At 64.2% G+C, this 22961-nt stretch carries 26 protein-coding genes and 1 other RNA gene; 15 read left to right on the plus strand and 12 right to left on the minus strand.

Annotated elements, in window-relative coordinates; all coding sequences use genetic code 11:
* Positions 1-27: 27 nt before the first annotated feature.
* The 3 genes from fusA to rpsL are packed head-to-tail and all read right to left on the minus strand — an operon-like array spanning position 28 to position 3001.
* The gene (gene fusA, locus MMG94_RS10210; RefSeq protein WP_016917709.1) at positions 28-2103 is read right to left on the minus strand and encodes an elongation factor G; all 2076 of its coding nucleotides are present in this window, start codon (positions 2101-2103) and stop codon (positions 28-30) included.
* Positions 2104-2132: 29 nt separating this feature from the next.
* Positions 2133-2603: a 30S ribosomal protein S7 gene (rpsG, locus tag MMG94_RS10215; protein WP_016917708.1), complete on the minus strand. Its 471-nt coding sequence runs from the start codon at positions 2601-2603 to the stop codon at positions 2133-2135.
* 26 nt (positions 2604-2629) lie between these two features.
* The gene (rpsL, locus tag MMG94_RS10220; RefSeq protein ID WP_026015930.1) at positions 2630-3001 is read right to left on the minus strand and encodes a 30S ribosomal protein S12; all 372 of its coding nucleotides are present in this window, start codon (positions 2999-3001) and stop codon (positions 2630-2632) included.
* Positions 3002-3490: 489 nt separating this feature from the next.
* On the opposite strand from rpsL, the gene MMG94_RS10225 reads away from it, so the two are divergent.
* Positions 3491-3730 carry an HP1242/YdcH family protein gene (locus MMG94_RS10225; protein WP_016917706.1) on the plus strand — a complete coding sequence of 80 codons (240 nt, stop codon included), beginning with the start codon at positions 3491-3493 and terminating at the stop codon, positions 3728-3730.
* 104 nt (positions 3731-3834) lie between these two features.
* Here MMG94_RS10225 and MMG94_RS10230 read toward each other — a convergent pair whose 3' ends face one another.
* Complete coding sequence (locus MMG94_RS10230; RefSeq protein ID WP_016917705.1) at positions 3835-4587, minus strand: HugZ family pyridoxamine 5'-phosphate oxidase; 753 nt, start codon at positions 4585-4587, stop codon at positions 3835-3837.
* A 352-nt stretch (positions 4588-4939) separates the two neighbouring features.
* Between MMG94_RS10230 and MMG94_RS10235 the strand changes: the two genes are divergently transcribed.
* The 5 genes from MMG94_RS10235 to MMG94_RS10255 all read left to right on the plus strand — a co-directional run bounded on the left by MMG94_RS10235 (position 4940) and on the right by MMG94_RS10255 (position 8953).
* Positions 4940-5638, plus strand: a complete 699-nt coding sequence (locus MMG94_RS10235; protein ID WP_026015929.1) for a response regulator transcription factor — start codon at positions 4940-4942, stop codon at positions 5636-5638.
* Positions 5639-5655: 17 nt separating this feature from the next.
* Complete coding sequence (locus MMG94_RS10240; RefSeq protein ID WP_016917703.1) at positions 5656-7566, plus strand: stimulus-sensing domain-containing protein; 1911 nt, start codon at positions 5656-5658, stop codon at positions 7564-7566.
* Entirely contained in the window at positions 7563-8024 is a 462-nt protein-coding gene (locus MMG94_RS10245) for an HPr kinase/phosphorylase (RefSeq protein WP_016917702.1), read from the plus strand. The genes MMG94_RS10240 and MMG94_RS10245 overlap by 4 nt, the downstream gene beginning before the upstream one ends.
* A 201-nt stretch (positions 8025-8225) precedes the next feature.
* Entirely contained in the window at positions 8226-8630 is a 405-nt protein-coding gene (locus MMG94_RS10250) for a PTS sugar transporter subunit IIA (protein ID WP_016917701.1), read from the plus strand.
* Between the two features lie 20 nt (positions 8631-8650).
* A complete protein-coding gene (locus MMG94_RS10255) occupies positions 8651-8953 on the plus strand; it encodes an HPr family phosphocarrier protein (protein WP_016917700.1) in 303 nt (100 codons plus the stop codon).
* Positions 8954-8958: 5 nt separating this feature from the next.
* On the opposite strand, the gene MMG94_RS10260 is transcribed toward MMG94_RS10255, so the two are convergent.
* The gene (locus MMG94_RS10260; protein WP_016917699.1) at positions 8959-10923 is read right to left on the minus strand and encodes a putative bifunctional diguanylate cyclase/phosphodiesterase; all 1965 of its coding nucleotides are present in this window, start codon (positions 10921-10923) and stop codon (positions 8959-8961) included.
* A gap of 140 nt (positions 10924-11063) precedes the next feature.
* Here MMG94_RS10260 and MMG94_RS10265 point away from each other — a divergent pair, with 140 nt between their 5' ends.
* Both MMG94_RS10265 and MMG94_RS10270 read left to right on the plus strand, forming a co-directional pair.
* Positions 11064-12881: a glucan ABC transporter ATP-binding protein/ permease gene (locus MMG94_RS10265; RefSeq protein ID WP_026015928.1), complete on the plus strand. Its 1818-nt coding sequence runs from the start codon at positions 11064-11066 to the stop codon at positions 12879-12881.
* Between the two features lie 127 nt (positions 12882-13008).
* Positions 13009-14217, plus strand: coding sequence for a hypothetical protein (locus MMG94_RS10270; RefSeq protein ID WP_154419853.1), 1209 nt, complete (start codon positions 13009-13011; stop codon positions 14215-14217).
* Between the two features lie 198 nt (positions 14218-14415).
* Here the strand turns inward: MMG94_RS10270 and rpsR are convergent, their stop codons facing one another.
* Together rpsR and rpsF are read right to left on the minus strand one after the other, a co-directional pair.
* On the minus strand, positions 14416-14652 hold the full coding sequence (gene rpsR, locus MMG94_RS10275; RefSeq protein ID WP_016917696.1) for a 30S ribosomal protein S18: 237 nt from the start codon (positions 14650-14652) through the stop codon (positions 14416-14418).
* Complete coding sequence (gene rpsF, locus MMG94_RS10280; protein WP_016917695.1) at positions 14649-15095, minus strand: 30S ribosomal protein S6; 447 nt, start codon at positions 15093-15095, stop codon at positions 14649-14651. The genes rpsR and rpsF overlap by 4 nt, the downstream gene beginning before the upstream one ends.
* A 323-nt stretch (positions 15096-15418) precedes the next feature.
* Here rpsF and MMG94_RS10285 point away from each other — a divergent pair, with 323 nt between their 5' ends.
* From MMG94_RS10285 to hemH, 7 genes are all read left to right on the plus strand, one after another.
* Positions 15419-16210 (plus strand): hypothetical protein, encoded by a 792-nt coding sequence (locus MMG94_RS10285; protein ID WP_016917694.1) that lies wholly within the window; start codon positions 15419-15421, stop codon positions 16208-16210.
* 310 nt (positions 16211-16520) lie between these two features.
* The gene (locus tag MMG94_RS10290; protein WP_016917692.1) at positions 16521-16658 is read left to right on the plus strand and encodes a hypothetical protein; all 138 of its coding nucleotides are present in this window, start codon (positions 16521-16523) and stop codon (positions 16656-16658) included.
* 57 nt (positions 16659-16715) lie between these two features.
* Positions 16716-17537 (plus strand): 3-methyl-2-oxobutanoate hydroxymethyltransferase, encoded by an 822-nt coding sequence (gene panB, locus MMG94_RS10295; protein ID WP_016917691.1) that lies wholly within the window; start codon positions 16716-16718, stop codon positions 17535-17537.
* Positions 17538-17648: 111 nt separating this feature from the next.
* Positions 17649-18566: a hypothetical protein gene (locus MMG94_RS10300; RefSeq protein ID WP_016917690.1), complete on the plus strand. Its 918-nt coding sequence runs from the start codon at positions 17649-17651 to the stop codon at positions 18564-18566.
* On the plus strand, positions 18559-19122 hold the full coding sequence (locus tag MMG94_RS10305) for a chromate transporter (protein WP_016917689.1): 564 nt from the start codon (positions 18559-18561) through the stop codon (positions 19120-19122). Before MMG94_RS10300 ends, MMG94_RS10305 begins: the two co-directional genes overlap by 8 nt.
* Positions 19119-19640, plus strand: a complete 522-nt coding sequence (locus MMG94_RS10310; RefSeq protein ID WP_016917688.1) for a chromate transporter — start codon at positions 19119-19121, stop codon at positions 19638-19640. The genes MMG94_RS10305 and MMG94_RS10310 overlap by 4 nt, the downstream gene beginning before the upstream one ends.
* A 250-nt stretch (positions 19641-19890) precedes the next feature.
* Entirely contained in the window at positions 19891-20901 is a 1011-nt protein-coding gene (gene hemH / locus MMG94_RS10315; RefSeq protein WP_016917687.1) for a ferrochelatase, read from the plus strand.
* Between the two features lie 131 nt (positions 20902-21032).
* On the opposite strand, the gene MMG94_RS10320 is transcribed toward hemH, so the two are convergent.
* The 5 genes from MMG94_RS10320 to MMG94_RS10340 all read right to left on the minus strand — a co-directional run bounded on the left by MMG94_RS10320 (position 21033) and on the right by MMG94_RS10340 (position 22853).
* Positions 21033-21269, minus strand: a complete 237-nt coding sequence (locus tag MMG94_RS10320) for a ribbon-helix-helix domain-containing protein (protein WP_016917686.1) — start codon at positions 21267-21269, stop codon at positions 21033-21035.
* Positions 21266-21457 (minus strand): DUF4169 family protein, encoded by a 192-nt coding sequence (locus MMG94_RS10325; RefSeq protein WP_016917685.1) that lies wholly within the window; start codon positions 21455-21457, stop codon positions 21266-21268. The genes MMG94_RS10320 and MMG94_RS10325 overlap by 4 nt, the downstream gene beginning before the upstream one ends.
* A gap of 18 nt (positions 21458-21475) precedes the next feature.
* Positions 21476-22084 carry an SspB family protein gene (locus MMG94_RS10330; RefSeq protein WP_016917684.1) on the minus strand — a complete coding sequence of 203 codons (609 nt, stop codon included), beginning with the start codon at positions 22082-22084 and terminating at the stop codon, positions 21476-21478.
* Between the two features lie 50 nt (positions 22085-22134).
* Positions 22135-22485, minus strand: a transfer-messenger RNA (tmRNA) gene (gene ssrA / locus MMG94_RS10335).
* A gap of 68 nt (positions 22486-22553) precedes the next feature.
* On the minus strand, positions 22554-22853 hold the full coding sequence (locus MMG94_RS10340; protein ID WP_016917683.1) for a ComEA family DNA-binding protein: 300 nt from the start codon (positions 22851-22853) through the stop codon (positions 22554-22556).
* Between the last annotated feature and the right edge of the window lie 108 nt (positions 22854-22961).

The following is a 22961-nucleotide window of genomic DNA, read 5'->3' on the forward strand; positions in this document are numbered from 1 at the left end:
TTCCGTTTAACCCTAGCGTTCGCGAGATCAGGCGTATTTCGCCTGGACCTTCTTCGACTCCGCCTCGGGCACCTGTTCGTAGTGGTCGAAAAGCATCGTGTAGCTTGCGCGGCCCTGCGTGCCGGAGCGCAGATTGTTCACATAGCCGAACATATTGGCGAGCGGCACCATGGCGTTGATGACCACAGCGTTGGCGCGCATGTCCTGGCCCTGAATCTGGCCGCGACGCGAGTTCAGATCGCCGATGACGGTGCCGGTATATTCTTCCGGCGTCACCACCTCGACCTTCATGATCGGCTCGAGCAGGACCGAGCCGCCCTTCTGCAGGGCTTCGCGGGTCGCCGCGCGGGTCGCGATTTCGAAGGCGAGAACCGACGAGTCGACGTCATGAAAGGCGCCGTCGATCAGCGTCGCCTTCATGTCGACGACCGGGAAGCCCGCGAGCACGCCCGAGGTCATCACCGAGTCGATGCCCTTCTGCACGCCCGGGACATATTCCTTCGGAACCGCGCCGCCGACGATCTGGCTCTCGAACTGATTGCCCGCGCCCGCTTCGTTCGGCTCGTAGATGATCTTGACGCGCGCGAACTGGCCGGTGCCGCCGGTCTGCTTCTTGTGCGTGTAGTCGATCTCGATGCGCTTGCCGAGACGCTCGCGATAGGCGACCTGCGGCGCGCCGATATTGGCGTCGACCTTATAGGTGCGCTTCAGAATGTCGACCTTGATGTCGAGATGCAGCTCGCCCATGCCCTTGAGGATGGTCTGGCCGCTCTCCTGATCGGTCGTCACGCGGAAGGACGGGTCCTCCGCCGCGAGCTTCTGCAGCGCGATGCCGAGCTTCTCCTGGTCCGCCTTGGACTTCGGCTCGATCGCGATCTCAATGACCGGATCGGGGAACTCCATGCGCTCCAGAATGACCGGCTTCTGCTGATCGCAGAGCGTGTCGCCCGTGCGAGTCTCCTTGAGGCCGGCGAGCGCGACGATGTCGCCCGCATAAGCTTCCTTGATGTCTTCGCGGTTATTGGCGTGCATCAGCAGCATGCGGCCGATGCGCTCCTTCTTGTCCTTCGTGGAGTTCAGAACGGTCGTGCCCGACTCGATCTTGCCCGAATAGACGCGCGCGAAGGTGATGGTGCCGACGAAAGGGTCGTCCATGATCTTGAAGGCGAGCATGGAGAAGGGCTCGGCGTCGGACGGATTGCGGACCATCTCCGCGCCCGTATCCATGTCGACGCCCTTGATCGCCTCGCGGTCGATCGGCGACGGCAGGAAGTCGACGACGGCGTCGAGGAGAGGCTGCACGCCTTTGTTCTTGAAGGCCGAGCCGCAGAACACGGGATGAAAGACGATGCCGCGCACCGCCTTGCGGATCAGCGCCTTCAGCGCCGCCTCGTCCGGCTCCACGCCGTCGAGATAGGCGGCCATGGCGTCGTCGTCGAGCTCGACGGCGGCTTCGATCAGCGCCGTGCGATATTCCTTGGCCTTGTCGAGAAGGTCGGCGGGAATTTCCTCGTCGTGATACTTGGCGCCGAGACCCTCATCCTCCCAGACGACGGCCTTCATGCGGACCAGATCGATCACGCCCTTGAAATTATTCTCGGAGCCGATCGGCAGCTGCACGCAGACCGGACGGCCGCCGACGCGCGTCTTGATCTCTTCCGCGCAGCGGTAGAAGTCCGCGCCGATCTTGTCCATCTTATTGACGAAGACGATGCGCGGCACGTTGTATTTGTCGGCCTGGCGCCAGACGGTCTCCGTCTGGGGCTCGACGCCCTGATTGCCGTCGAGAACGCAGACCGCGCCGTCGAGAACGCGCAGCGAACGCTCGACTTCGATGGTGAAGTCGACATGGCCGGGCGTGTCGATGATGTTCAGGCGCTTGCCGTTCCAGAAGGTCGTGGTCGCGGCCGAAGTGATGGTGATGCCGCGCTCCTGCTCCTGCTCCATCCAATCCATCGTCGCGGCGCCTTCATGCACCTCGCCGATTTTGTGGCTCTTGCCGGAATAATAGAGGATGCGCTCCGTCGTCGTCGTCTTGCCCGCGTCGATGTGGGCCATGATGCCGAAGTTGCGGTAGTCCTCGATCGGATGCGAGCGGGCCATGGATATGTCCTCGGATAGAGAGCTTCGGCTTACCAGCGATAATGCGAGAAGGCGCGGTTGGCTTCCGCCATGCGGTGCGTGTCTTCGCGCTTCTTCACGGCCGCGCCGCGATTGTTGGACGCATCCAACAATTCGGCCGACAGACGGTCGACCATGGTCTTGTCGTTGCGGGCGCGCGCGGCGGTGATGATCCAGCGGATCGCCAGCGCCTGACGGCGCTCGTTGCGCACTTCGACCGGCACCTGATAGGTGGCGCCGCCGACGCGGCGCGAGCGGACTTCGATCGCCGGCGCGACATTGTCGAGCGCCTGCTTGAAGATCGCAAGCGGATCGCTCTTGGCCTTCGACTCGACCTGGTCGAGCGCGCCATAGACGATCTGCTCGGCGACGGACTTCTTGCCGTCGTACATGATGGAGTTCATGAACTTCGCGAGAACGATGTCGCCGAACTTGGCGTCTTCGATCACTTCGCGCTTTTCGGCCCGGTGGCGACGAGACATTGGTGCTGCTCCCTACTTCGGCCGGATTACTTCGGACGCTTCGCGCCGTATTTCGAACGGCGCTGCTTGCGGTCCTTGACGCCCTGCGTGTCGAGCACGCCGCGCAGAATGTGATAGCGAACGCCCGGAAGATCCTTCACGCGGCCGCCGCGGATCATCACCACGGAGTGCTCCTGAAGATTGTGGCCCTCGCCCGGAATATAGCCGATGACCTCGAAGCCATTGGTCAGACGCACCTTGGCGACCTTGCGAAGCGCCGAGTTCGGCTTCTTCGGCGTCGTGGTGTAGACGCGCGTGCACACGCCGCGCTTCTGCGGGCAGGCGCCAAGATGGCGGGCCTTCTCGCGATACGTCTTCGGGTGACGCGGCTTGCGGATCAACTGGCTGATCGTCGGCATCAAAAAGTCCTTCGCTTCGCTGTTCGCGAATGGCGGATGTTCGGGTGAACCCGGAAGCGCATCAAAGACGCGCAAACGAGCGAAGCGCCGATGGCCGCAAGGCCAAGGCGCTCCTAACGCAGAGGATCCCGGAGACCCGGGATCGTGCCTTCCTGTCCGTCGCCGTGAACGACGGTATGATTACCAAAGGTACTTGGCGGTCACAGGCAAGGCGACAGCGTTTAAGTTCGAAAGGTCGAGAGCGTGGCGCTCCCCGACGGCGTGAACTTACGGCCTGTCGAAAGTGGGCGGAACCTAATCGCGGCTTTCCGGCGCGTCAAGCGGAGATTCATTCATATGACACTAATTTCTCAAAAGTCCGGAAGCTCCGTCGCCAACGCGACCGAAGGCCGCATTTTTCGACGGCCCGCTCGATGAATTTCACAGGCTATAATAGCTTGGACGGCGCCATGGGCGCCGAGTTGCAGAGACCAGGGTTCGGAGACAAATATGAGTCATGTCGCGCATGAGCTGCACGAAGAGTTCCCGGAGCACGCGGAAGCGATCCACAATCTGAAGGCCGGCAACGCCCATTTCGCACGCCTCGCCGAGGAATATCACACGCTCAACCGCGCCATTCACCGCATGGAGACCAATGTCGAGCCGGCGGATGACGCGACGATCGAGGACCTCAAGAAGAAGCGTCTTACGCTGAAGGACGAGATCGCGGGCTTTCTCGCGACGGTTTGAGGCGGGACGCCCGCTTTGCGCGCCCCTCTCGCCGAGGAGCCCGCGACGCGGGCGTCTCGAAGCGCGAGGGGCGGCCCCTCGATCTTCTATCTCTCAACCGCCTCTCAACCGCGCGCGAGCTTGGCCAGCTCCACCAAAACCTCTCGCGACTCCGCGGGATTTTTAATGGGCGTTGGAAACGCCACGCGGGCGGTCTCGTCGCCGCAAATCAGGTCCAGCCCCTCCGGGTCGATCCCGCTTGCCCGCCAGTTTCCGGGCTTCACCCCGGCGAGCTTTTCGGCGTAAAGCGCCAGCGCGTCGGCATGGTCGGCGTTCATATGGCCGAGAATGTCGGCCTCCGCCGCGAGAAGCGACTCCGCGCCGCCAATGTCGGTCAGGAGCGCCGCGGGCCCGAAATCCGCCGCCCGCGCGAAGCCGCCATTGAGATGCGCCGCTTCGACCTCCGCCCGCCAGAAGGAAAAGTCCGGAAAATCGGCGTAAAGCTGCGCCTTCGGATTGCGTGCGAGGAAACGCGCGCGGGCGCCGGGGCTCTGGCTGCGCGCCGCCCTGGCGACGAGGGTGAGCCTTGGATGCGCCATCGGGTCGCCCCGCCCGCCCTGAGGCAGCAGCAAAGAGCAGCGGCCATCCCGCTCCAGATTGCGCGTATGATGCGCCAGCCGGGAGAGCAGCAGGATCGGCGTCCCGTCATGATCGGTCGCGATGGCGGTCAATGTCGCAAAGGGCGCCCCCGCCTCCGTTAATGTGGCGAGCGTAGCCGTCCGGATGCCGCGCAGCAACCGCTTGGATTCCCCCACCGGATCGAAAGACGGGTCCTGGCGGGGATCGCGCACGGGCCCGCCATCTTTATCTATCATCATGATTTCGCCTGCATTTCCATATCAAGAGAGCGCCTGGTTCGCTTTGCCGACCAAATGTGTATATAAGAGTGGGGCGCGGCTGTCGCAGCCGGAGCGCTTTCGGATAAGTTGACAGACGCTTCCGAAGAGAATCTGTTCTGGACGGAACAGGCGCCTCTTTCATGCGCATCGGCGTATCTGGCCGCTTTGAAGGCCACATTTCAGCCGCGATAGGTCGGGACCTTGTCCGGGTCGGCAGAAACCCATCGGTCCCGGGCGACATCGGAAAGCGTAGCGCCATCAATGGCGAATGATGCACGCTCCGCTCGTCGCCAGACGCGTCTATCGCCGCCAACAAAAGCAAAGGATGATCATGCCGACCATCGCTCTCGTCGACGACGATCGCAACATCCTGACCTCGGTCTCCATCGCGCTCGAGGGCGAGGGTTATCGCGTGCAGACTTATACGGACGGGGCCCAGGCGCTCGACGGGCTGCGGGCCAATCCGCCGGATCTCGCCATCTTCGACATCAAGATGCCGCGCATGGACGGGATGGAGCTTCTTCGCCGGCTGCGGCAGAAATCGGACCTCCCGGTGATTTTTCTTACCTCCAAGGACGAGGAGATCGACGAACTCTTCGGCCTCAAAATGGGCGCCGACGATTTCATCCACAAACCCTTCTCGCAGCGTCTGCTCGTCGAGCGGGTGAAGGCGATCCTGCGCCGCGCCAATCCAAAGGAGGCGGCGGCCCAGAAGGAGACGGAGGCGAAGGTTCTCGAGCGCGGCGCGCTGGTCATGGACCCGGAGCGCCACACCTGCACCTGGCGCGGCGATCCGGTGGTGCTGACCGTCACCGAGTTCCTGATCCTGCAATCGCTGGCGCAGCGCCCCGGCGTGGTGAAGAGCCGCAACGCGCTGATGGACGCCGCCTATGACGATCAGGTCTATGTGGACGACCGCACGATCGACAGCCACATCAAGCGCCTGCGCAAGAAGTTCAAGGTCGTCGATTCCGATTTCGAGATGATCGAGACGCTTTACGGCGTCGGCTATCGCTTCAAGGAAATGTAACGGCGGGCGAACGCTTCATGAGCGCGGCGGAGTCCGGCGACGTCATCTCGAAGGAAGCCGACGCGCCCGCCCCCGCGCGAGCGCCGTCGCTCGAGACCGCTCCCCCTCGACAGGGCGAGTCCGGCGGAAAGCCGCCGGCGCGCCGCGCGCGGAGCTTCAACATCCGCCTGCGCCGCCTGTCGCGCGCCTTTCAGTCGCATCTCTCCTCCTCGCTGACGCGACGGATCGTCGTCCTCAATCTCGGCGGCCTCGTCGCGCTGCTCGGCGGGTTTCTTTATCTCAATCAGTTTCGCGAAGGCCTGATCGACGCGCGCGTCCAAAGCCTGCAGACGCAAGGCGAGATCATCGCCGCCGCCATCGCGGCTTCCGCGACCGTCGATACGGATGCGATCACGATCGACCCGGAAAAGCTGCTGCGGCTCGCCCCCGGCGAGAGCGCCGCGCCGGGCGACGGTCAGCCCGCGATCGAATTCTCGCTGAACCCGGAGCGCGTCGGCCCCCTGCTCAAGCGCCTCGTTTCGCCGACGCGTCTGCGCGCGCGCATTTACGACCGGGACGGCTATCTGCTGCTCGACTCGCGCTCGGTCTCCGGACGCTCGAATATTCTGCGCTTCGATCTGCCGTCGCCGGGACGGGCGACGACGCTCGACGCCTCGTCCTTCCTGCAGAAGACGCTCGACTTCCTGCGCCGCGTGACGCGCCGCCCGGAGCTGCCGCTCTACGAAGACATCGGCATGGGCAACGGCAAGAACTATCCGGAGGTCGCGAGCGCCCTCGAAGGTCGCGCCCATTCCGTCGTGCGCGCCAATGAAAAAGGCGAGACCATCGTCGCCGTGGCCGTGCCCGTCCAGCGCTTCCGCTCTGTGCGCGGCGCCCTGCTGCTGTCGACGATGGGCGGCGACATCGACGCGATCATCGCGCAGGAGCGCTGGGGCATCATCCGCATCTTCCTCGTCTCGGCGGGGGTGATGCTGCTGCTCTCGCTCTTCTTCACCAACACCATCACCGAGCCGATGCGGCGTCTCGCCGAGGCCGCCGAGCGCGTGCGCCGGGGCGCCAAGTCGCGCCAGGAGATTCCGGATTTTTCCGATCGGCCCGACGAGATCGGCCATCTCTCGGCCGCCCTGCGCGACATGACGACCGCGCTCTACAACCGCATCGAGGCCATCGAACATTTCGCCGCCGACGTCGCGCACGAGCTCAAAAATCCCCTGACCTCGCTGCGCAGCGCCGTCGAGACGCTGCCCATCGCCAAGACCGACGCCTCCCGCGACCGGCTGCTCGCGATCATCAAGCACGATGTTGGACGGCTCGACCGGCTGATCAGCGACATTTCCGACGCATCGCGCCTCGACGCCGAACTTGCGCGCGCCGATATGGGCGACGTCGATCTCTCGAAAGCGCTGATCACCGTTGTGGACATTGCGCGCAATGTCGAGCGCGGCGACGGCGTGAGCATCGAGCTGACCATCCGCCACGCCTCGGGCGAACCGATGCGCAAACGCTGGTGCGTCCGGGGCCATGATTCCCGCCTCGGCCAGGTCTTCAACAATCTCATCGACAACGCCCGCTCCTTCTCCCGGCCCGGGGGCGCCGTGCGGGTTCTGCTCTGGCCGGAACGCGCCAAGGGGCCGGGCGGCGCGCCGCTCGACGGCTATGAAATCATCGTCGACGATGACGGGCCGGGCATTCCCGACGGCGCCTTCGAACGCGTCTTTGAGCGCTTCTACACCGACCGTCCCGAACAGGGCTTCGGACAGAATTCGGGGCTCGGCCTCGCCATCTCCCGACAGATCATCGAGGCGCATGGCGGCCGCATCCGCGCTTTGAACCGCACGCGGACGCATCCCGACGGCACGGATGAGCCGGACCCGGGCGATCCCGTTCTCGGCGCGCGTTTCGTCGTCTGGCTGCCGGCGGCGCGATGAGCGCGAAGGCGCCGAGCCATCTCCATGCGAACGCCCTGCTGCTCGGCGAAAAGGGCCTCCTGCTGCGCGGCCCCTCGGGCAGCGGAAAAAGCGCGCTGACCCTCGATCTGATTTCGCATTACCAGGCGCGCGGCGACTTTGCGCGGCTGGTCGGCGACGACCGCGTCGCCGTCGACGCGCAAAACGGGCGGCTCGTCGCGCGGCCGCATCCGGCGATCGCGGGCATGATCGAAGTGCGAGGCCTCGGCCTCATGCGCGTCCCGTTCGAAAGGGCCTGCGTTCTGAGCGCCATAGTCGATCTTTGCGGCGCCGGAGAAAAGCCGCCGCGCTATCCCGGCGAGGATGAAAAAACCGCTCTGGTGCAGAAAATTAAACTGCCACGCCTTGTTACGGAAGGTTGCGGCAGCGCCTCTGTTGGCCGAATCGGCTTTTTTCTACAAAGAATTACGACAAATTGACGCCCCTATCGCGCTTTTTGCTTGCCAATTTCGCCGCGACGCACAAAATGGCGCGCCTAGCGGGCCCCGCGACAAAATGGGATGGGCGCGGCGGCTGTGCTTGTATATGCTGTCGCGGGGGCGAAGAGCCATGGCGGTTTGCGGATCAACTGTCGCCTGGCATCGCGCAACGCGAGACGTCTTCATGAGTGGTAGGGTCGAATGATCGGAATGGTCTTGGTGACCCACGGCCACCTCGCCACGGAGTTCCGCGCCGCGCTCGAACACGTGGTGGGCCCGCAGAAGCAACTCGTCTCGATTTCCATCGGCCCCGAAGACGATATGGAGCGCCGCCGCGCCGACATTCTCGAAGCCATTCACAAGGCGGATAGCGGCGAGGGGGTCGTCCTGCTTACCGACATGTTCGGCGGCACCCCGTCCAATCTCGCCATTTCCGTCATGAATGGCGGCAATGTCGAAGTTCTCGCCGGCGTCAATCTTCCAATGCTCATCAAGCTCGCTTCGGTGCGCGACACCGCCACGCTGGAGCAGGCCGTGCTTCAAGCGCAGGACGCCGGACGAAAATATGTTTATATCGCGAGCAGAGTGCTCCTGAACCCGAAATAACCTCGTCGAAGCGATCTTCAATGTCGAACGCGCAAGAACAAGCGGCCGAAAACGCCGCCGCCCGCGATTTTCCGATCATCAATAAAAAAGGCCTGCATGCGCGGGCGACGGCGAAATTCGTCCAGTGCTGCGAGAAATTCGACGCGGAGATCACGGTCTCCAAGGACGGCGAGACCGTCGGCGGCAGCTCGATCATGGGCATATTGACCCTCGGCGCCGGACAGGGCTCGACCATCACCGTCGGCGCGAGCGGACCCCAGGCGGCCGAGGCGCTGGACGCGCTGGAAGCTTTGGTCGCTAGCCGCTTCGGCGAGGACGAATAAAAAACTCACGCGCCCATCGCGGCGGACCTCGTCTGCTCCGGGCGCCAGTTCGCGACGAAGGCTTCGAGCTTTTCGAGCGGCATGGGCGGCGCGATAAAATAGCCTTGCGCTTCGACGACGCCGTGGTCGCGCAGCCATTCGAACTGCTCCCTGGTCTCGACGCCCTCGGCGAGAACGGCGAAGCGGAATCCCGCCGCCATACGCGCCGCGTCCGCGACGATCGCCGCGCATTCCCGCCGGTTCAGGACGTCGCGCGACAGCGGGCCGTCGATCTTCACCCGCTTCAAGGGCAGGCGGCCGAACTGCGCGAGAGACGCGTAGCCGGACCCGAAATCGTCGAGCGCGACGGAGACGCCCATGCGCGACAATTTCCTCACCTGATCTTCCATTTCGCGGTCGCCGGCGAGCAGGGCGCGTTCGCCGATCTCGATCTCCAGCCGGCTCGGCGCGAGTTCCGCCCGCGCGGCCGCCTCGAGCAGGCGCCGTGCGAAATCGGGCCGGCGGAGCTGCGTCGCCGAGACATTGACGCAGACCCGGAACCGGTCGGGGAAACGCGCCGCCGCCGCCGCCGCGTTTTCGGCGACCCAGAGTCCGATCTCGTGGATGAGCCCCGTTTCCTCGGCGAGCGAAAGGAAGGCGGAAGGCGGGATCTGTCCGCGCGTTGGATGGCTCCAGCGCAACAGCGCCTCGAAACCGTCGAGTTCGTTCGTCACGAGATTCAAGATGGGCTGATAGACGAGCGCGAACTGGCGGTTGGCCAGAGCCAGCCGCAAATGCGGCTCCGCGAGCGGCGCATCCGCAATGTCGTGTTCGCCGGCCGGCTCGAAAATACGCCAGCCGCCGCTCTGCTTGGCCTGATACAGAGCGACGTCCGCGCTCTTGAAGATCGCGCCGAAATCCGCTCCGTCCTTCGGCGCCAGCGCCCCGCCGACGCTCGCGGCGCCCTGAACCGCGCGGCCCTCCAGCTGGAAGGGCGCGTCGAAGCAGCCGACGATGCGATTGGCGACGGCGCGGGCGGCTTCGCGCGTCTGCACCTCCGTGGCGATGATCGCGAATTCGTCGCCGCCAAGCCGGGCCACGAGATCCGACGCCCGCAAGGCGGTGCGCATGCGCCGCGCCGCCTGGGCCAGCAATTGATCGCCGGCCGGATGTCCGTGGCGATCGTTGATCGTCTTGAAATTATCGATGTCGACGCAAAGCAGCATGAAGCCGCCGCCATAGCGGTGAAGGCGCGCGAGTTCGCGCTCCATGGCGTCCGTGAAGGCGAGGCGATTGGGCAATTTGGTGAGCGCGTCGGTGCGCGCTTCGCGCTCGGCTCCCATTTGCGACAGGACGCGCCCGCGAAAACTGAGCGCCTCGGCGTAAGCGCCGCGCAGCAGAACGGCGGTGTAGATGCAGAGCACGAAGGCGATGCGGGCGAGATCTGGATCGGCGCCCCGGATCAGCGTCACGGCCGCGGCGAGCGCGATCGGACCCGCAAACACCGTCGCGGCGAGCGGCGCCCGCGCCAGCGCGAAGGCGCCGCCGAACAGCATGCCCGCCGTCAATGAAATGACCATAAGACGCGCGCCGGGGCTCGCCTCCAGGAAGAAGAGCATCGGCACCGCGGCCCAGAGCGCGCCGAGCGCGGCGGCGTTGATCGCCGCGCGAATGTGAATGGTCGAAGGCCGCGAGCGCTTTTTCCCGGCTCGCGGGCCGCGCCGCCGCGCCCGCAGGAAGATGTAGCCGGAGACCAGAAGCAGCGCATTGGTCCACAAGGCTGCGCGCGCTTCCAGCGGCGTGCCAATGAAGGTTACGAAAAGGGCGAGCGCATTGCCGATATTGGCGAGCATCATTCCCGGCGTATTGCGACGCACGGCGGCGAATTGCTCGTCCTGCAGCCGCGCGGCGAAAGCGGGATCGGCCGGCGTCAGGAAAATTCTGCGAAGGCGCAGCGCGGACAAGGCGCGAAAGCGAATTGCGTCAAACATTTCTGTGGCCTCTATGCGCCGGCCTTCGCGCCGGGGTTATCTTCCGCGCCTTGCGCGCCCCTGATCCGCCAAGCCAGGGCCTTGCATGGCGCGCCGCGCGCCTGTAAGCGCGTACGAAAGCGGCCGGAGTGGGCGAGACGATGAAAGTCCTCAAGATCTATTCTCGCGTCCTTGGCCAGTTGCGCCCGCAGGCGCGGCTCGCGACGATTCTCGTCGCCGCAAATCTGTCGCTCGCCATCGCCCAATTCGCCGAACCTCTTCTCTTCGGCCGCATCATCGACCGGATGACCCAGGCCCAGGCGCCCGGCCATACGCTGACCTGGGGCGACCTGCTGCCGCTGCTCATGGCGTGGGCGGGCTTCGGGCTCTTCTCGATCGGCGGCGCCATCCTCGTCGGATTGAACGCCGACCGGCTCGCGCATCGCCGCCGGCTCGCCGTGGTGTCCGATTATTTCGAGCATGTCCTTAATCTTCCACTCACATTCCACACCAATGTGCATTCCGGACGGCTGCTGAAGACGATGCTCGACGGCTCTTCGGCCATGTTCGGCCTGTGGCTGTCCTTCTTTCGCGAAAATTGCGCCTCCTTCGTCGCGCTGTTCATCCTTCTGCCGTCGACGCTGTTCATCAATTGGCGGCTCGGCGGCCTCCTGATGCTGCTCGTTTTCGTCTTCTATCTGACGACGAGCTATGTCCTGCGGCGCACGGAGGCCTTGCAGGGGCAAGTCGAGCGGCACAATTCCTCGCTCGCCGAACACGCTTCCGACGCCCTTGGAAATATCCCGGTCGTGCAAAGCTTTACTCGCGTCGAAAGCGAGTCGCGCGCGCTGCGCCGGATCATCGAGGACGTGCTCGCCGCGCAAATGCCGGTGCTCTCATGGTGGGCGCTCGTCGCCGTCGCGAGCCGCGCGTCGGCGACGCTGACGATCCTCTCGATCTTCGTGCTCGGCACATGGCTGCATCTTCATGGGCAGGCGTCGATTGGCGAGATCGTCACCTTCACCAATTTCGCAACCATGTTGATCGGTCGGCTCGAACAAGTCGTCGGCTTCGTCAACATCCTCTTCGCGCAATCGGCAAAAATCGAGGAATTCTTCGAGGTTCTCGACACGCAGCCGACCGTCGCCGACCGGCCGGGCGCCCGCGACGCCGGCCGGCTCGCGGGCGCCGTCGCCTTCGAGAACGTCACTTTCTCCTACGACCCGCGCCGCAAGGCGGTGAAGAATGTCAGCTTCCTCGCCAAGCCGGGCCAGACCGTCGCGCTCGTCGGCGCGACGGGCTCCGGCAAGTCGACGACGCTCGGACTCCTCCACCGCGTCTTCGATCCGGACGAAGGCGCGGTGAAGATCGACGGCGTCGATATTCGTGAATTCACCCTGCTCTCGCTGCGCCGGAACATCGGCGTCGTGTTTCAGGAGCCGATGCTCTTCGCGCGCACGATCGAGGAGAACTTACGCATCGGCAATCCCGACGCGACGGATGAGGAGATCGCCCGCGCGCTGGAGCTGGCGCAGGCCTCGGAATTCGTCTCGCGCCAGAGCGACGGCCGCGCCACGCGCATCGGCGAGCGCGGCCGCTCGCTCTCGGGCGGCGAACGCCAGCGCCTCTCCATCGCCCGCGCGCTGCTCAAAAACCCGCCCATCCTCGTCTTCGACGAGGCGACCTCGGCCCTCGACGCCACGACCGAGAAGCAGATCCAGAAGGCGCTGGAGGCGGCGACCAAGGGGCGCACCACCTTCGTCATCGCCCACCGCCTCGCCACCGTGCGCAACGCCGACTGCATCCTCGTCTTCGATCAGGGCGAGATCGTCGAAAGCGGCTCCTTCGAGACGCTCGTGGAAAAAGGCGGCCGCTTCGCGACTCTGGCGGCCGCGCAGTTCATGGCCGAGCCCCCGCAGCCGACGGCGGGGCTGGAGGGGCTGCACGAAGCGACGGCGCCGCAGGTGCGGGCGGGGTAGGCGCGCGGCAATCCGGCTTCGCATACTCCATGTTATGGTCGAAATAGTTACTGAAGGACTGCTATTGACCCAATCCAGACTTCCATCGGGGCGAATAAATGTACCTCAGGCGTGTTAGATGATAGGCATGACGATTCCCGAACACGATGAAGCGAGCAAGGCAAAAGCTGATCCCGTGTCTTCGAGACCGGGTGTAATGGTTCGCAACCCCGGCAAGCCCATCATCCTGAGCAACGTGGAGTTTAATGGGGTATCCGCCGAGGCGGCAATGCGCGGAACTTCCGTCAAGGTGTGGACACGCGCCACAATGTGCTCAGAGCAAGCTGTGTTTCATCGAGTGGCCCCGAATCTCATCTCGGTAATAAGGCACTGCGCCCAGCAGGCTGGAGAATATCCAGCCCTTCTCCACGCCAGCACAATTCTTCTGGTAATAAAGCCGGACAATACGGCGGCGCTATGGATCGACGCAGCAGCGGTCATGAATGAGACTCGTCTGAAACGAAACGCATCCTCTGGGACTGTACTCTTTGAGAGTGATATCGCTGACGTCACTGGTATGTGGTTTCCGCTGGTAGACGTCGCGACGGAGGACCGAATAATCGTCCTTTTCCGTGAAGGGTTTCGGTTCGGTCTGTTTTTCGACTTCAACCCTGGAGGCCACCTCAACATTGAGGATGCAAAACGCGATCTTGGCACTTTATGTCGACAGATGCGCTACGCCGACCTCTATTCAGTTCTAGCAAATGAGGCGACCTTTAAGCGCGTCGTTGCCGCAGGTTGGTTTCCTTTCATCGAGATCATGACTGGGGACTTCGGAACTCTGAGCAATGCCTGCGAAGCCGGTTTTCCGTTGCTTGAGGCAGAGGCCGAGCTTGCAAAAAAGTTCACTTGCGAATGTCTGGATCGGATGTTCGACCGTTGGATGTCCAGGCCTCATTTCAAGGAAAAGGAAGCCATCCTTCGCTCTGGCGTGAAGGCCTATAAAGAAGGCGACTGGGTAGCCTGTCTGAAAGTGGTGCTGACCGAGATTGAGGGTATCATCGCTGAGGCCTATTTCGCTTCGACCGGACAGCATACTCGTAGAATCAGTAAGCTTTTGGAATTCACTTTGGACACTGCCACTAAGATGGCAGGAGGAAAGGACACGCTGTTCTTCCCCGTGGAGTTTGCTCACTATCTAAGACACTACACCTATGCGGATTTTGACGTCGAATCGAATCAACCGAGTGTAGCCAGAAACGCAGTTGGGCACGGGCGCGCAAAACCGGAACACTATACGCAGTCACGGGCACTGCAGGCCTTGCTCACGCTTGATCAGTTCGCGTTCTATTCCTGAGCGCTTTGCTACTGCCAAGCAAAGGCATCCGCTTGCTGAATAGTCGTCAACGTCCGCTCATGGCGCATTGCGGACTTTGAGATTAGCAGCCAGAGCTTGTACTGAGTTCTGAGAATGGCTCACAAAAAACCCCCGGGGCATTAAAAAAACCGCGCCCCTCTCGGAGCGCGGTCCTTAAATCCTTCGAATGCGACCCGCTTACCGGATCACATAAGGCAGCAACCCCAGAAAGCGCGCGCGCTTGATGGCCTGGGCCAGTTCGCGCTGCTTCTTGGCCGAAACGGCCGTGATGCGGGACGGGACGATCTTGCCCCGCTCCGAAATGTAGCGGGAGAGCAGGCGCGTGTCCTTATAGTCGATCTTCGGGGCGTTGGCGCCGGAGAAGGGGCAGGACTTGCGGCGGCGGAAGAAGGGGCGGCGGGGGGCGGTGCTCATTCGGCTTCTCCTTCAGCGCGGCCTTCTTCACGACGCGGGCGGCGGTCGCCACGGTCGCCGCGGTCTCCACGATCGCCGCGCGGGCCGCCGGGGCCACGGCGCTCGCCGCGGTCGTCGTCGTCGCGCTTGCGGAGCTGCGCGGACGGACCTTCCTCCAGCTCCTCGACGCGCAGCGTCAGGATGCGGAGAATGTCCTCATTGATGCTCTGCTGGCGCTCCAGCTCGGCGATGGCGGCCGGCGGGGCGTCGATATTGATGAGCGTGAAATGCGCCTTGCGGTTCTTCTTGATGCGGTAGGCCAGGGACTTGACGCCCCAATATTCGACCTTGCCGACCGTGCCGCCGAGCGACGTGATGACATTCTTGAACTGCCCGGTCAGAGTCTCCACCTGCTGCGGAGAAACGTCCTGACGGGCGAGATAGATATGCTCGTAAAGAGCCATTGATCTTCGCCTTTCCGTTGTCGCGAGCCGTTCCGGCGCCAAGCCCTTCGAGCGCTTCTGGGACGATAAGTCCGTGGGAAAGGCTCGAGAAGGAAAGTTCGAAGGCGGAGACACGGGAAGGCGGGGGGTCGCCCCTCGCAAGCCCCCGGATGAGGACGCGCGCTTCCGTTCAGCCCCCGGCCGGGAACCTCGCGAAGCGCGCTTTATACTTGGGTTTGGCCAAGATGCAAGCGCGCAACTCTGTCGATCTGCGACGACGCGCGCATTGACGCCTCACCGCTACGGTTGCAACGATCCATTCTCGCAATCTGGGAGCCGAAGCGATGCCCAGCGTCCTTGCTCGAACCTTCGCCCTCCTCGCAATAGCGCTCGGGGGCCACGCCCCGCCCGCCTATGCGCAGAATGTCGGCGCGGGACTGATGGACGCGAGCCTTGTCGCCTTCGTCAATCGCAGCCAGCGCACCCTCTATATCGGCTTCTCGCCCCAGCCGGGGCGGCCCGCCCCCTTCTCCTGGTCGCCGGACTGCCGGCGCATCAACGGGCAGGTGGTTCTGCCGCCCGGCCAGACCTGCGCCGTCTCTGTCCCGCCAAGCGCCGGAGCGTCGCGCTTCTGCGCGATGGAGAATCTGCTGCCGCCGGGCAAGACGCCGGACTGCTTCGCCGCCCAGCGCGACAATCTGACGATCATCGAGGCCAATTTCGCCAGCCGCGAGGGCTGCGCCAGATTGCAGGACAATCCGGAAAGCCTGATGCGCAGTTGCGTCTGGTACGACGTCAACGTCTCGCCGGAAGGCTGCACCAATGCGGAATGGAGCGCCAATCTCTGCGCCCAGAGCGGCGGCGCGGCCTATAACGTGCCGGTGCAGCTCTTCTGCGCCGGTCAGCCGACCTTCACCTGCCAGGGTCCCCCCGCGACGACGGGCGCGAAATATCCGTTGAAATGCGGCGCGCCCGGCGCGGACTGCGTCGGCGGCGTCGATCCCGCCTGCCAGCAGGCTTATTTCTTTCCGATGTCGACCTCAGGCCCGAACAAATATCCGGCGAGCAAGCCGCAGCCCATCGCCCGCTGCCCGGAAGGTCAGAAACTATTCGTCATATTTCCCGAAGGCCCTTAAGTCGCGCATTTTTACGTGGCGCGCACGAGGTCGGGTAAGGCGGCGCGGCTAGAAAAGCCCCGCCCCCCGCTTCGCCGGCGCAGCGCCCGGCCTATCGCGGACTGAAAGCCGCGAGCGTCCGCATCTGGGCGGAAGACGGCGCGCTGACGGTCGGCTCGGACGCGGATCATGTCGCGATCGTCCATACGCTGATGCGCGACAGCGCCTCCAGAATCGCGGAGGCCAAGCGCTAACCGGGCTGACGGGCGCATGCTTGTCAGCGCGCCCGCGCGCGGCTAGTTTCCCGCCGCATTCGAGACGGGGGAGGCGCATGAGACGCAAGGCGGTTTTGGTTCTGGCGCTCTTCGTCCTCTCGCTCGCGCTTTCCGCCTGCGACAAATGCGGCGGCCTTCAGGAAATCCGCATCCCCGGCCGGCCCCACGCCTGCCGGGACGACGCGGCGCGATAATTCTAATTCTCCCCATTCGAGTTTCGCGACGGGACGCGACCACGGCGGGAGCCGCGCATGTCGAAAGCCGACCTTATCCTGGAGAAAAAGCGTCACGGCGAGAAGATCGTCGCGATCACCGCCTATGACGCGCCGACCGCGCGCATCGAGGCGGAGGCCGGGGTCGACATCATCCTTGTCGGCGACAGCGTCGGCGTGAACGTGCTCGGCTATTCCCATGAGCGGGAGGTGACGCTCGCGGACATGGCGCATCACATCGCCGCGGTGCGGCGCGGCGCGCCGGAGGCCTATCTCATGGGCGACTTGCCCTACGCGACCTATGACACGCCCGAAATGGCGCTGGCGAGCGCGCGCCTTCTGCGCGACGCCGGCGCCGATTGCGTGAAGTTCGAGGGCGCGCAGCCCGGACTGGTCGCCGCGCTCGTTTCGGAAGGTTTCGACGTCTGCGGGCATTTGGGGCTCGAGTCGCAGCATCAGGACGTCAAACGCCGTCAAGGCAAGACCGCCGCCGCCGCCGCAAAGCTCTATGACGACGCGCTCGCCGGCGACGCGGCGGGGCAGAAATTTCTCGTGCTGGAGCTGGTGCCGCAGGAACTTGCGGGACGCATCACGCGCGCGATCAAATCGGCGACCATCGGCATCGGCGCCGGACCTCAGACGGACGGGCAAGTGCTCGTCGTCAACGACCTCGCAGGCGTCACGACCCGCGAGTTCAAGCATAACCGCCGCTACGGCCAGGTGAGCGCGGCTCTGCGCGACGCGGTGAGCGCCTATGCAAACGAGGTGCGCAACGGCGCCTTTCCGGAAGCGCAACACGCCTTCCACATGGCCGAGGACGAACGCGCCGCCTTCGAGGCGTGGATCGCGAAACGCGGCTGAGTTCTCCGGCGCGCGCTTGACCGGAGCGCCGCGACGATGGGACAAGTTCCTTTCGCCGATTGCAGGAGGGCGCGGGGCGCCGTCCTTCGTCATTTTCGTTGGGGACGCCGTTTGGCCGAACATCTTTCCGATCCGGCGGAAGACGCCGCCGAAGACCGCTTCTACGCCGACGGCCATCCGCTCGACGAGGTGCATTACCTCGAAGCCAAAGTGATTCTGAATGGCCTGCGCTTCACCTCCGTGCAGAGCTTTCACGATTTCGGGAAACTCGTCCGCAAGGCGGCGAAAGAGGCGCGCATCGATTTCGAGACCGAGCGCTATGAACGCCTGCGCCCGCAGATCCGCGAAGTGCTCTTTCTCGATACGAAGGAGTTCAAGCTCTACAACCACGCCTTCATCCTGCGCCGCCGCACGGTTTATGAAGACGGCTTTCCCGTCGGAGAACCGGAAATCGTCTTCAAATTCCGCCATCCCGATCTCGACACGGCCTCGCAGCTCGACATCCGGCCGAATATTCCGGGCATGTATCGCGTCAAATTCAAGGAGGAATGGCTGCCGCGAAAGGACCGCATCGGCGGCATGCGGTCGCTCTATTCGCACAATGTCGAATTCAAGCTCGATCCTCTCGCCTTCAGCAGCGATCTCACGGCGCATGAGGCGCTCGTCGAGGCCTTTCCCGCCTTGCGGCCGCTGATGACCAAGGAAAACGAGCGCCTCGAACTCGTCAACCGCACGGCGGTGGAGGAGGTCCAGCAAAAGCTCGGCGCGCTCGATTTCGGCAAAGACTTTACGGCGGAAAGCGACGTCGCGGTGTGGCGCACGCGCGGCGACCAGCATCAGCTCGTCGGAGAATTTTCCTTCCAGTGCAAATTTCAGCGCCGTCAGGAGCTGAGCGCCAAGGCGCTGCTGAAATGCGAGGAATTCTTCAAGCTGCTGCAATGCGAGGCGCAGGACTGGATCAGCCTCGGCACGACGAAGACCGGCGCGGTCTATCGCCTCAAGGGCAATCCGCCGCAAAGCCATGAGTGACGCCGGCAATATTCCAAAAGTCTCGATCGCGAAGATCTTCCTCGCCTTTCTCATGATCGGCGCGACGAGCCTGGGCGGCGGCGTGGTCGGCTATCTGCGGTCGAGCCTCGTCGGTTCGCTCCAATGGCTCGACGATGAAACTTTCGTCGAGCTTCTCTCCATCTGCCAGTCGCTTCCCGGGCTCAACGCCTCCAATATGGCGATCCTCGTCGGGGACAGATTGCGGGGAGCGGCCGGCGCCGTCGCGGCGCTTGTCGGCATCTGCCTGCCCGGCGGTCTCATCATGGTCGCGGCGGCCGCGGCCTATGGGGCCTCGCACAAGGATTTTCCGCTCGTCAACGCCGTGTTGCACGGCGTCTCCGCGGCCGCCGTCGGCATGGTGCTTTACGTGACCGTGGAGCTTGCGCGAAAGACCATCGCCAAGCCGCCGGATTTTTTCTTCGCCGCGGCGACGCTCGCTTTCGTCACCCTTCTGCACGAATCCGTTCTGCTCGCGCTCTTCGCCGTGGCGCCGGTCGCAACCTTCTGGTTCCGTCCGCGAAAGGACGGCCAATGAGAGAGATGATCGGCCTCATCGGGGTCTTCTCCTATCTGTCGCTGCTCACCATCGGCGGCGGCATGGCGGCTTACCCCGAAATGAAGACGCTGACGGTCGACACCTTCCATTGGCTGACCGCCGACCAGCTCGTGCGCCTTTACAGCCTCGGCCAGATGGCGCCGGGGCCGAATATGATGATGATCGCCGGCATTGGCGAATGGGTGGCGGGGCCCATCGGCGCGCTCGCCGTGACGCTCGCCTTTTTCCTGCCGACGGGATTTCTGACCTTCTGGGTCGGCCGCGTCTGGGAGCATCTTTCGGACTGGCCCTGGCGCGCCTCGATCCAGCGCGCGCTCAACGCCGTCTCCATCGGCCTGCTGCTCGCGGGCGTCGTCGCCGTCGGCAAGGCGGCGATAACAGGATGGGCCGGCGCGGCCATCGCGTTTTCCGTCTTCGGCGTATTGATGCTCACCCATATGAACCCGCTGCCTTTGATGGCGCTCGCCGGGGTCGCGGGGGCGCTTCTGTTCCGGTGATTGGCGAGAAGTCGATGGCGCAGGGTTTCGGCTGTGACGCCGCTCGGTCGAAAGCAAGCGATCCGCGAATGACCGGCTCCCCTCTCGCCCCGCTTGCGGGGAGAGTTTAGGATGAGGGACAAAGCCGCGTCGGAGACGTATGGCGCAGGGTTCTTCGACAAACGTCAACCTGCGCGTCGCGGCCCTGCCCCTCACACTAACCCTCTCCCCGTTCTCACGGGGAAAGGGCGCGCCCGAACGATTCCGCCCTATGACTTCTTCATCGAAGACCCCCGTCGGCCTCCTCATCGCCAATCTCGGCACGCCCGATGCGCCGGACGTCGCCTCCGTGCGGCGCTATCTCGCGCAATTCCTTTCCGACCCGCGCGTCGTGGATTTGCCGCGCTTCGTGTGGCTGCCGGCGCTTTACGGCGTCGTGCTGAACACGCGGCCGAAGAAATCCGCCCATGCCTATCAAACAATCTGGAATCACGACATCGGCGAAGGGCCGCTGAAGACCATCACGCGCCTGCAGGCCGAAAAGCTTGCCCGATGGGCCGCGACGCTGAACGGCGCGGCGCCGGTCGTCGTCGATTACGCGCTGCGCTACGGCTCGCCTTCCATCCCGTCGCGGATCGAGGCGCTGATGGCGAAAGGCTGCGAGCGCATCGCGCTGCTGCCGCTCTATCCGCAATACGCCGCCTCGACCAACGCCTCCGTCGCCGACGACGCTTTCGCGGCGTTGAAGCGCATGCGCAAGCAGCCGGCTCTGCGCATCGGCGCGCCCTATTACGACGCGCCCGCCTATATCGAGGCGCTGGCGGCGAGCATAAGGCGCGAGCTCGCCTCCCTTGATTTCGAGCCCGAAATCCTGCTCGCCTCCTTCCACGGCCTGCCGCAATTGCAGGTGGATCGCGGCGACCCCTATCGGACGCATTGCGAGGCGACGCAGCGGCTGCTGCGCGAGGCGCTCGGCATGTCGGAGGAAAAGCTCCGCCTCTCCTTCCAGTCGCGCTTCGGGCGCGCGAAATGGATCGGACCCTATACGAGCGACGTCGTGACGGAGCTTGCGCAAGCGGGCGTCAAGCGCCTCGCCGTCGTCGCGCCGGGCTTCTCGGCCGATTGCCTCGAAACCATCGAGGAGCTCGGCGTCGAAATTCGCGACCTTTTTTTGAAGAAGGGAGGCGAGAAATTTGCGCGCCTCCCCTGCCTCAACGACAGCGCCGAGGGCATGGCGGTCATCGAGACGCTGGCGCGGCGCGAGATCGCGGGCTGGGTGTGAGAGACTGGCGGCCCGGCGGATAACGGCCTGGATGGCGGGGCCCGAAATACGTCCCCTCCACGCCGAGGGGGACGGTGGATTGCCGCTCATGCGCCTGCGAGCCGATGACAGCCAGGACCGAGCCGCACGGGCTACTTTGAGCCGCTCGCCCTCTCCAACGCGAACACCCTTAGCGCCGACGATAAATTCGCCGTCCCGCGCCCTTCATCCACCCGCGCCACCAGCCCCGCGAGCGAGACCCCGTCCGTCGCCGCGATTTCCTTCAGCGCGCGCCAGAAGGGCTCCTCCAGCGAGACGCTGGTGCGGTGGCCGGCGATGACGATGGAATGTTTGACGACGCGGATGGGAGTTTTCGCGGCCTCGTTCACGCGGGCTCTTCCGGCGTGTCGCGCCTATGCGCGTCGAGTTTCTCCGCCTCGAGCCGCTTCCGCGCCTCGTTCAGCTCCCGCTCGGCCTTCGTTCGCCCGTAAGCGACGCGATTCGCCTGCGCCGCCTCTTCCTTCTCGCGCCGGTCGCGCGCCTTGCGGGCGCGGCGGAGATTGACGATCTCTCCCATCAGGCGCGGCCCACGGGCTCAGGTCTTCTTGCGGAAGGCGTCGATGGAGACGACCTTGGCGTCGCCGTCGCTCTCGGCTTCGGCGCTTTCCGCCGCCGGGGCGTCCGCCTTGCTCGCCGCGCGCTTTTCCTCGACCTTCTCGATCTTGGCGGGCGCTTTGGCCGGCGCGGCCTTCACGGGCGCGGCTTCCGCGATTTCGTCGACCGCGCGCAGCGTCGGGCGCTGCGGCGGCGCGTCCTCTTCCTCCTCGTCCTCTTCCTCCTCCATATCCGAGGCCTCGAAGCGCAGGCCGAACTCGACCGAGGGGTCGTAGAAATCAGTGATGGCGGCGAAGGGGATGTAGAGATGCTCCGGGATCGAGCGGAAGGACAAAGTGACGCCGAATCCGTTCTGATCGACTTCGAGATTCGAGAACTGGTGCTGCAGAATGATGGTGAGCTCGTGCGGCCACTGCTCCGCAAGGCGGCGGGAAATCTTCACGCCCGGCGCGTCGGTTCGAAAAACGATGGTGAAGTGGTGGTCGCCGGGGAGATAACCGCTGATCGCGACGTCTCCCAGAACTTTCCGCACGACGCCGCGCATCGCGTCCTGAACAAGAAGATCGTAACGAATAAGATCGGTCGCCATGCGCTTTTCCCTGGCGCATGACGGTCTCGAATTGCATGCGCCGAAAATGAAGTGGAGGCTTCTGTTGCCAGGCGCCTCCGAGCCCCGCCTAGAAGCGCTAACTCCTAGGGCTTGATTCCCAGTACCAGCGCTGCATTACGCAGCGACGGCCACCGGAGCATAGTTGTCGTTGGCAACTATAAGGTTTGACCCGATAACGGCGGTATCATGCCGAGCGAAAAAGCACCCTTTACGCCCCCGTCGATCCTATTTCGCCCCCGCCGCAGCCCGCCTTACGGGCTCTGGTGGAGGCGCCGGGTACCGCCCCCGGGTCCGGATGGTTTATTTCGATGTTCGTTTATCGCCATAGCCGGCGAACCGGCGAAGCAAATATAGGCGCTCTCGCAATTTTAAGGAAGGGGCGCGCGTTACGGGGACGTGAATAAGGAAAACGCCCGTCTTGCAAGGCGGGCGCTTCCCTCGCTCCGGCTCAGCGGACGATGAGCTGATCCTTCACCGGGGTCAGGACGGAGCCCGAGACGATTTTGCGGGCCGAAAGGTCGTCGACGCTTTTGAAGGGGCGGCCCTTCACAATGGCCTCGGCGATCGTCTTGTTGAAGCCCTTCACCGACATGAGCTGCTCGATCGTGGCGGCGTTGAGGTCGAGGCGCTGGGCCTCGGTCGCCATCTTGGCCGACGGCTCCGGCGTCGCATGTTTCGCGCTTTGCGTCTCGGCCAGAGCCGGGGCGGCGAAGAGGAGGGCGGCGGCGAGAAGAACGTTGCGGATCATCGCTGAAACTCCCGAATGTCGAGACCGCGTCTCGATGGGACGGAGCTTTGCGCAAACCGGCTTAACGCGGGCTGAGAGCGGCGTTCATCGGGCGTTTAGACGAGAGGG

The organism is Methylocystis parvus OBBP (assembly GCF_027571405.1).
GTDB classification, from domain to species: Bacteria; Pseudomonadota; Alphaproteobacteria; order Rhizobiales; family Beijerinckiaceae; genus Methylocystis; species Methylocystis parva.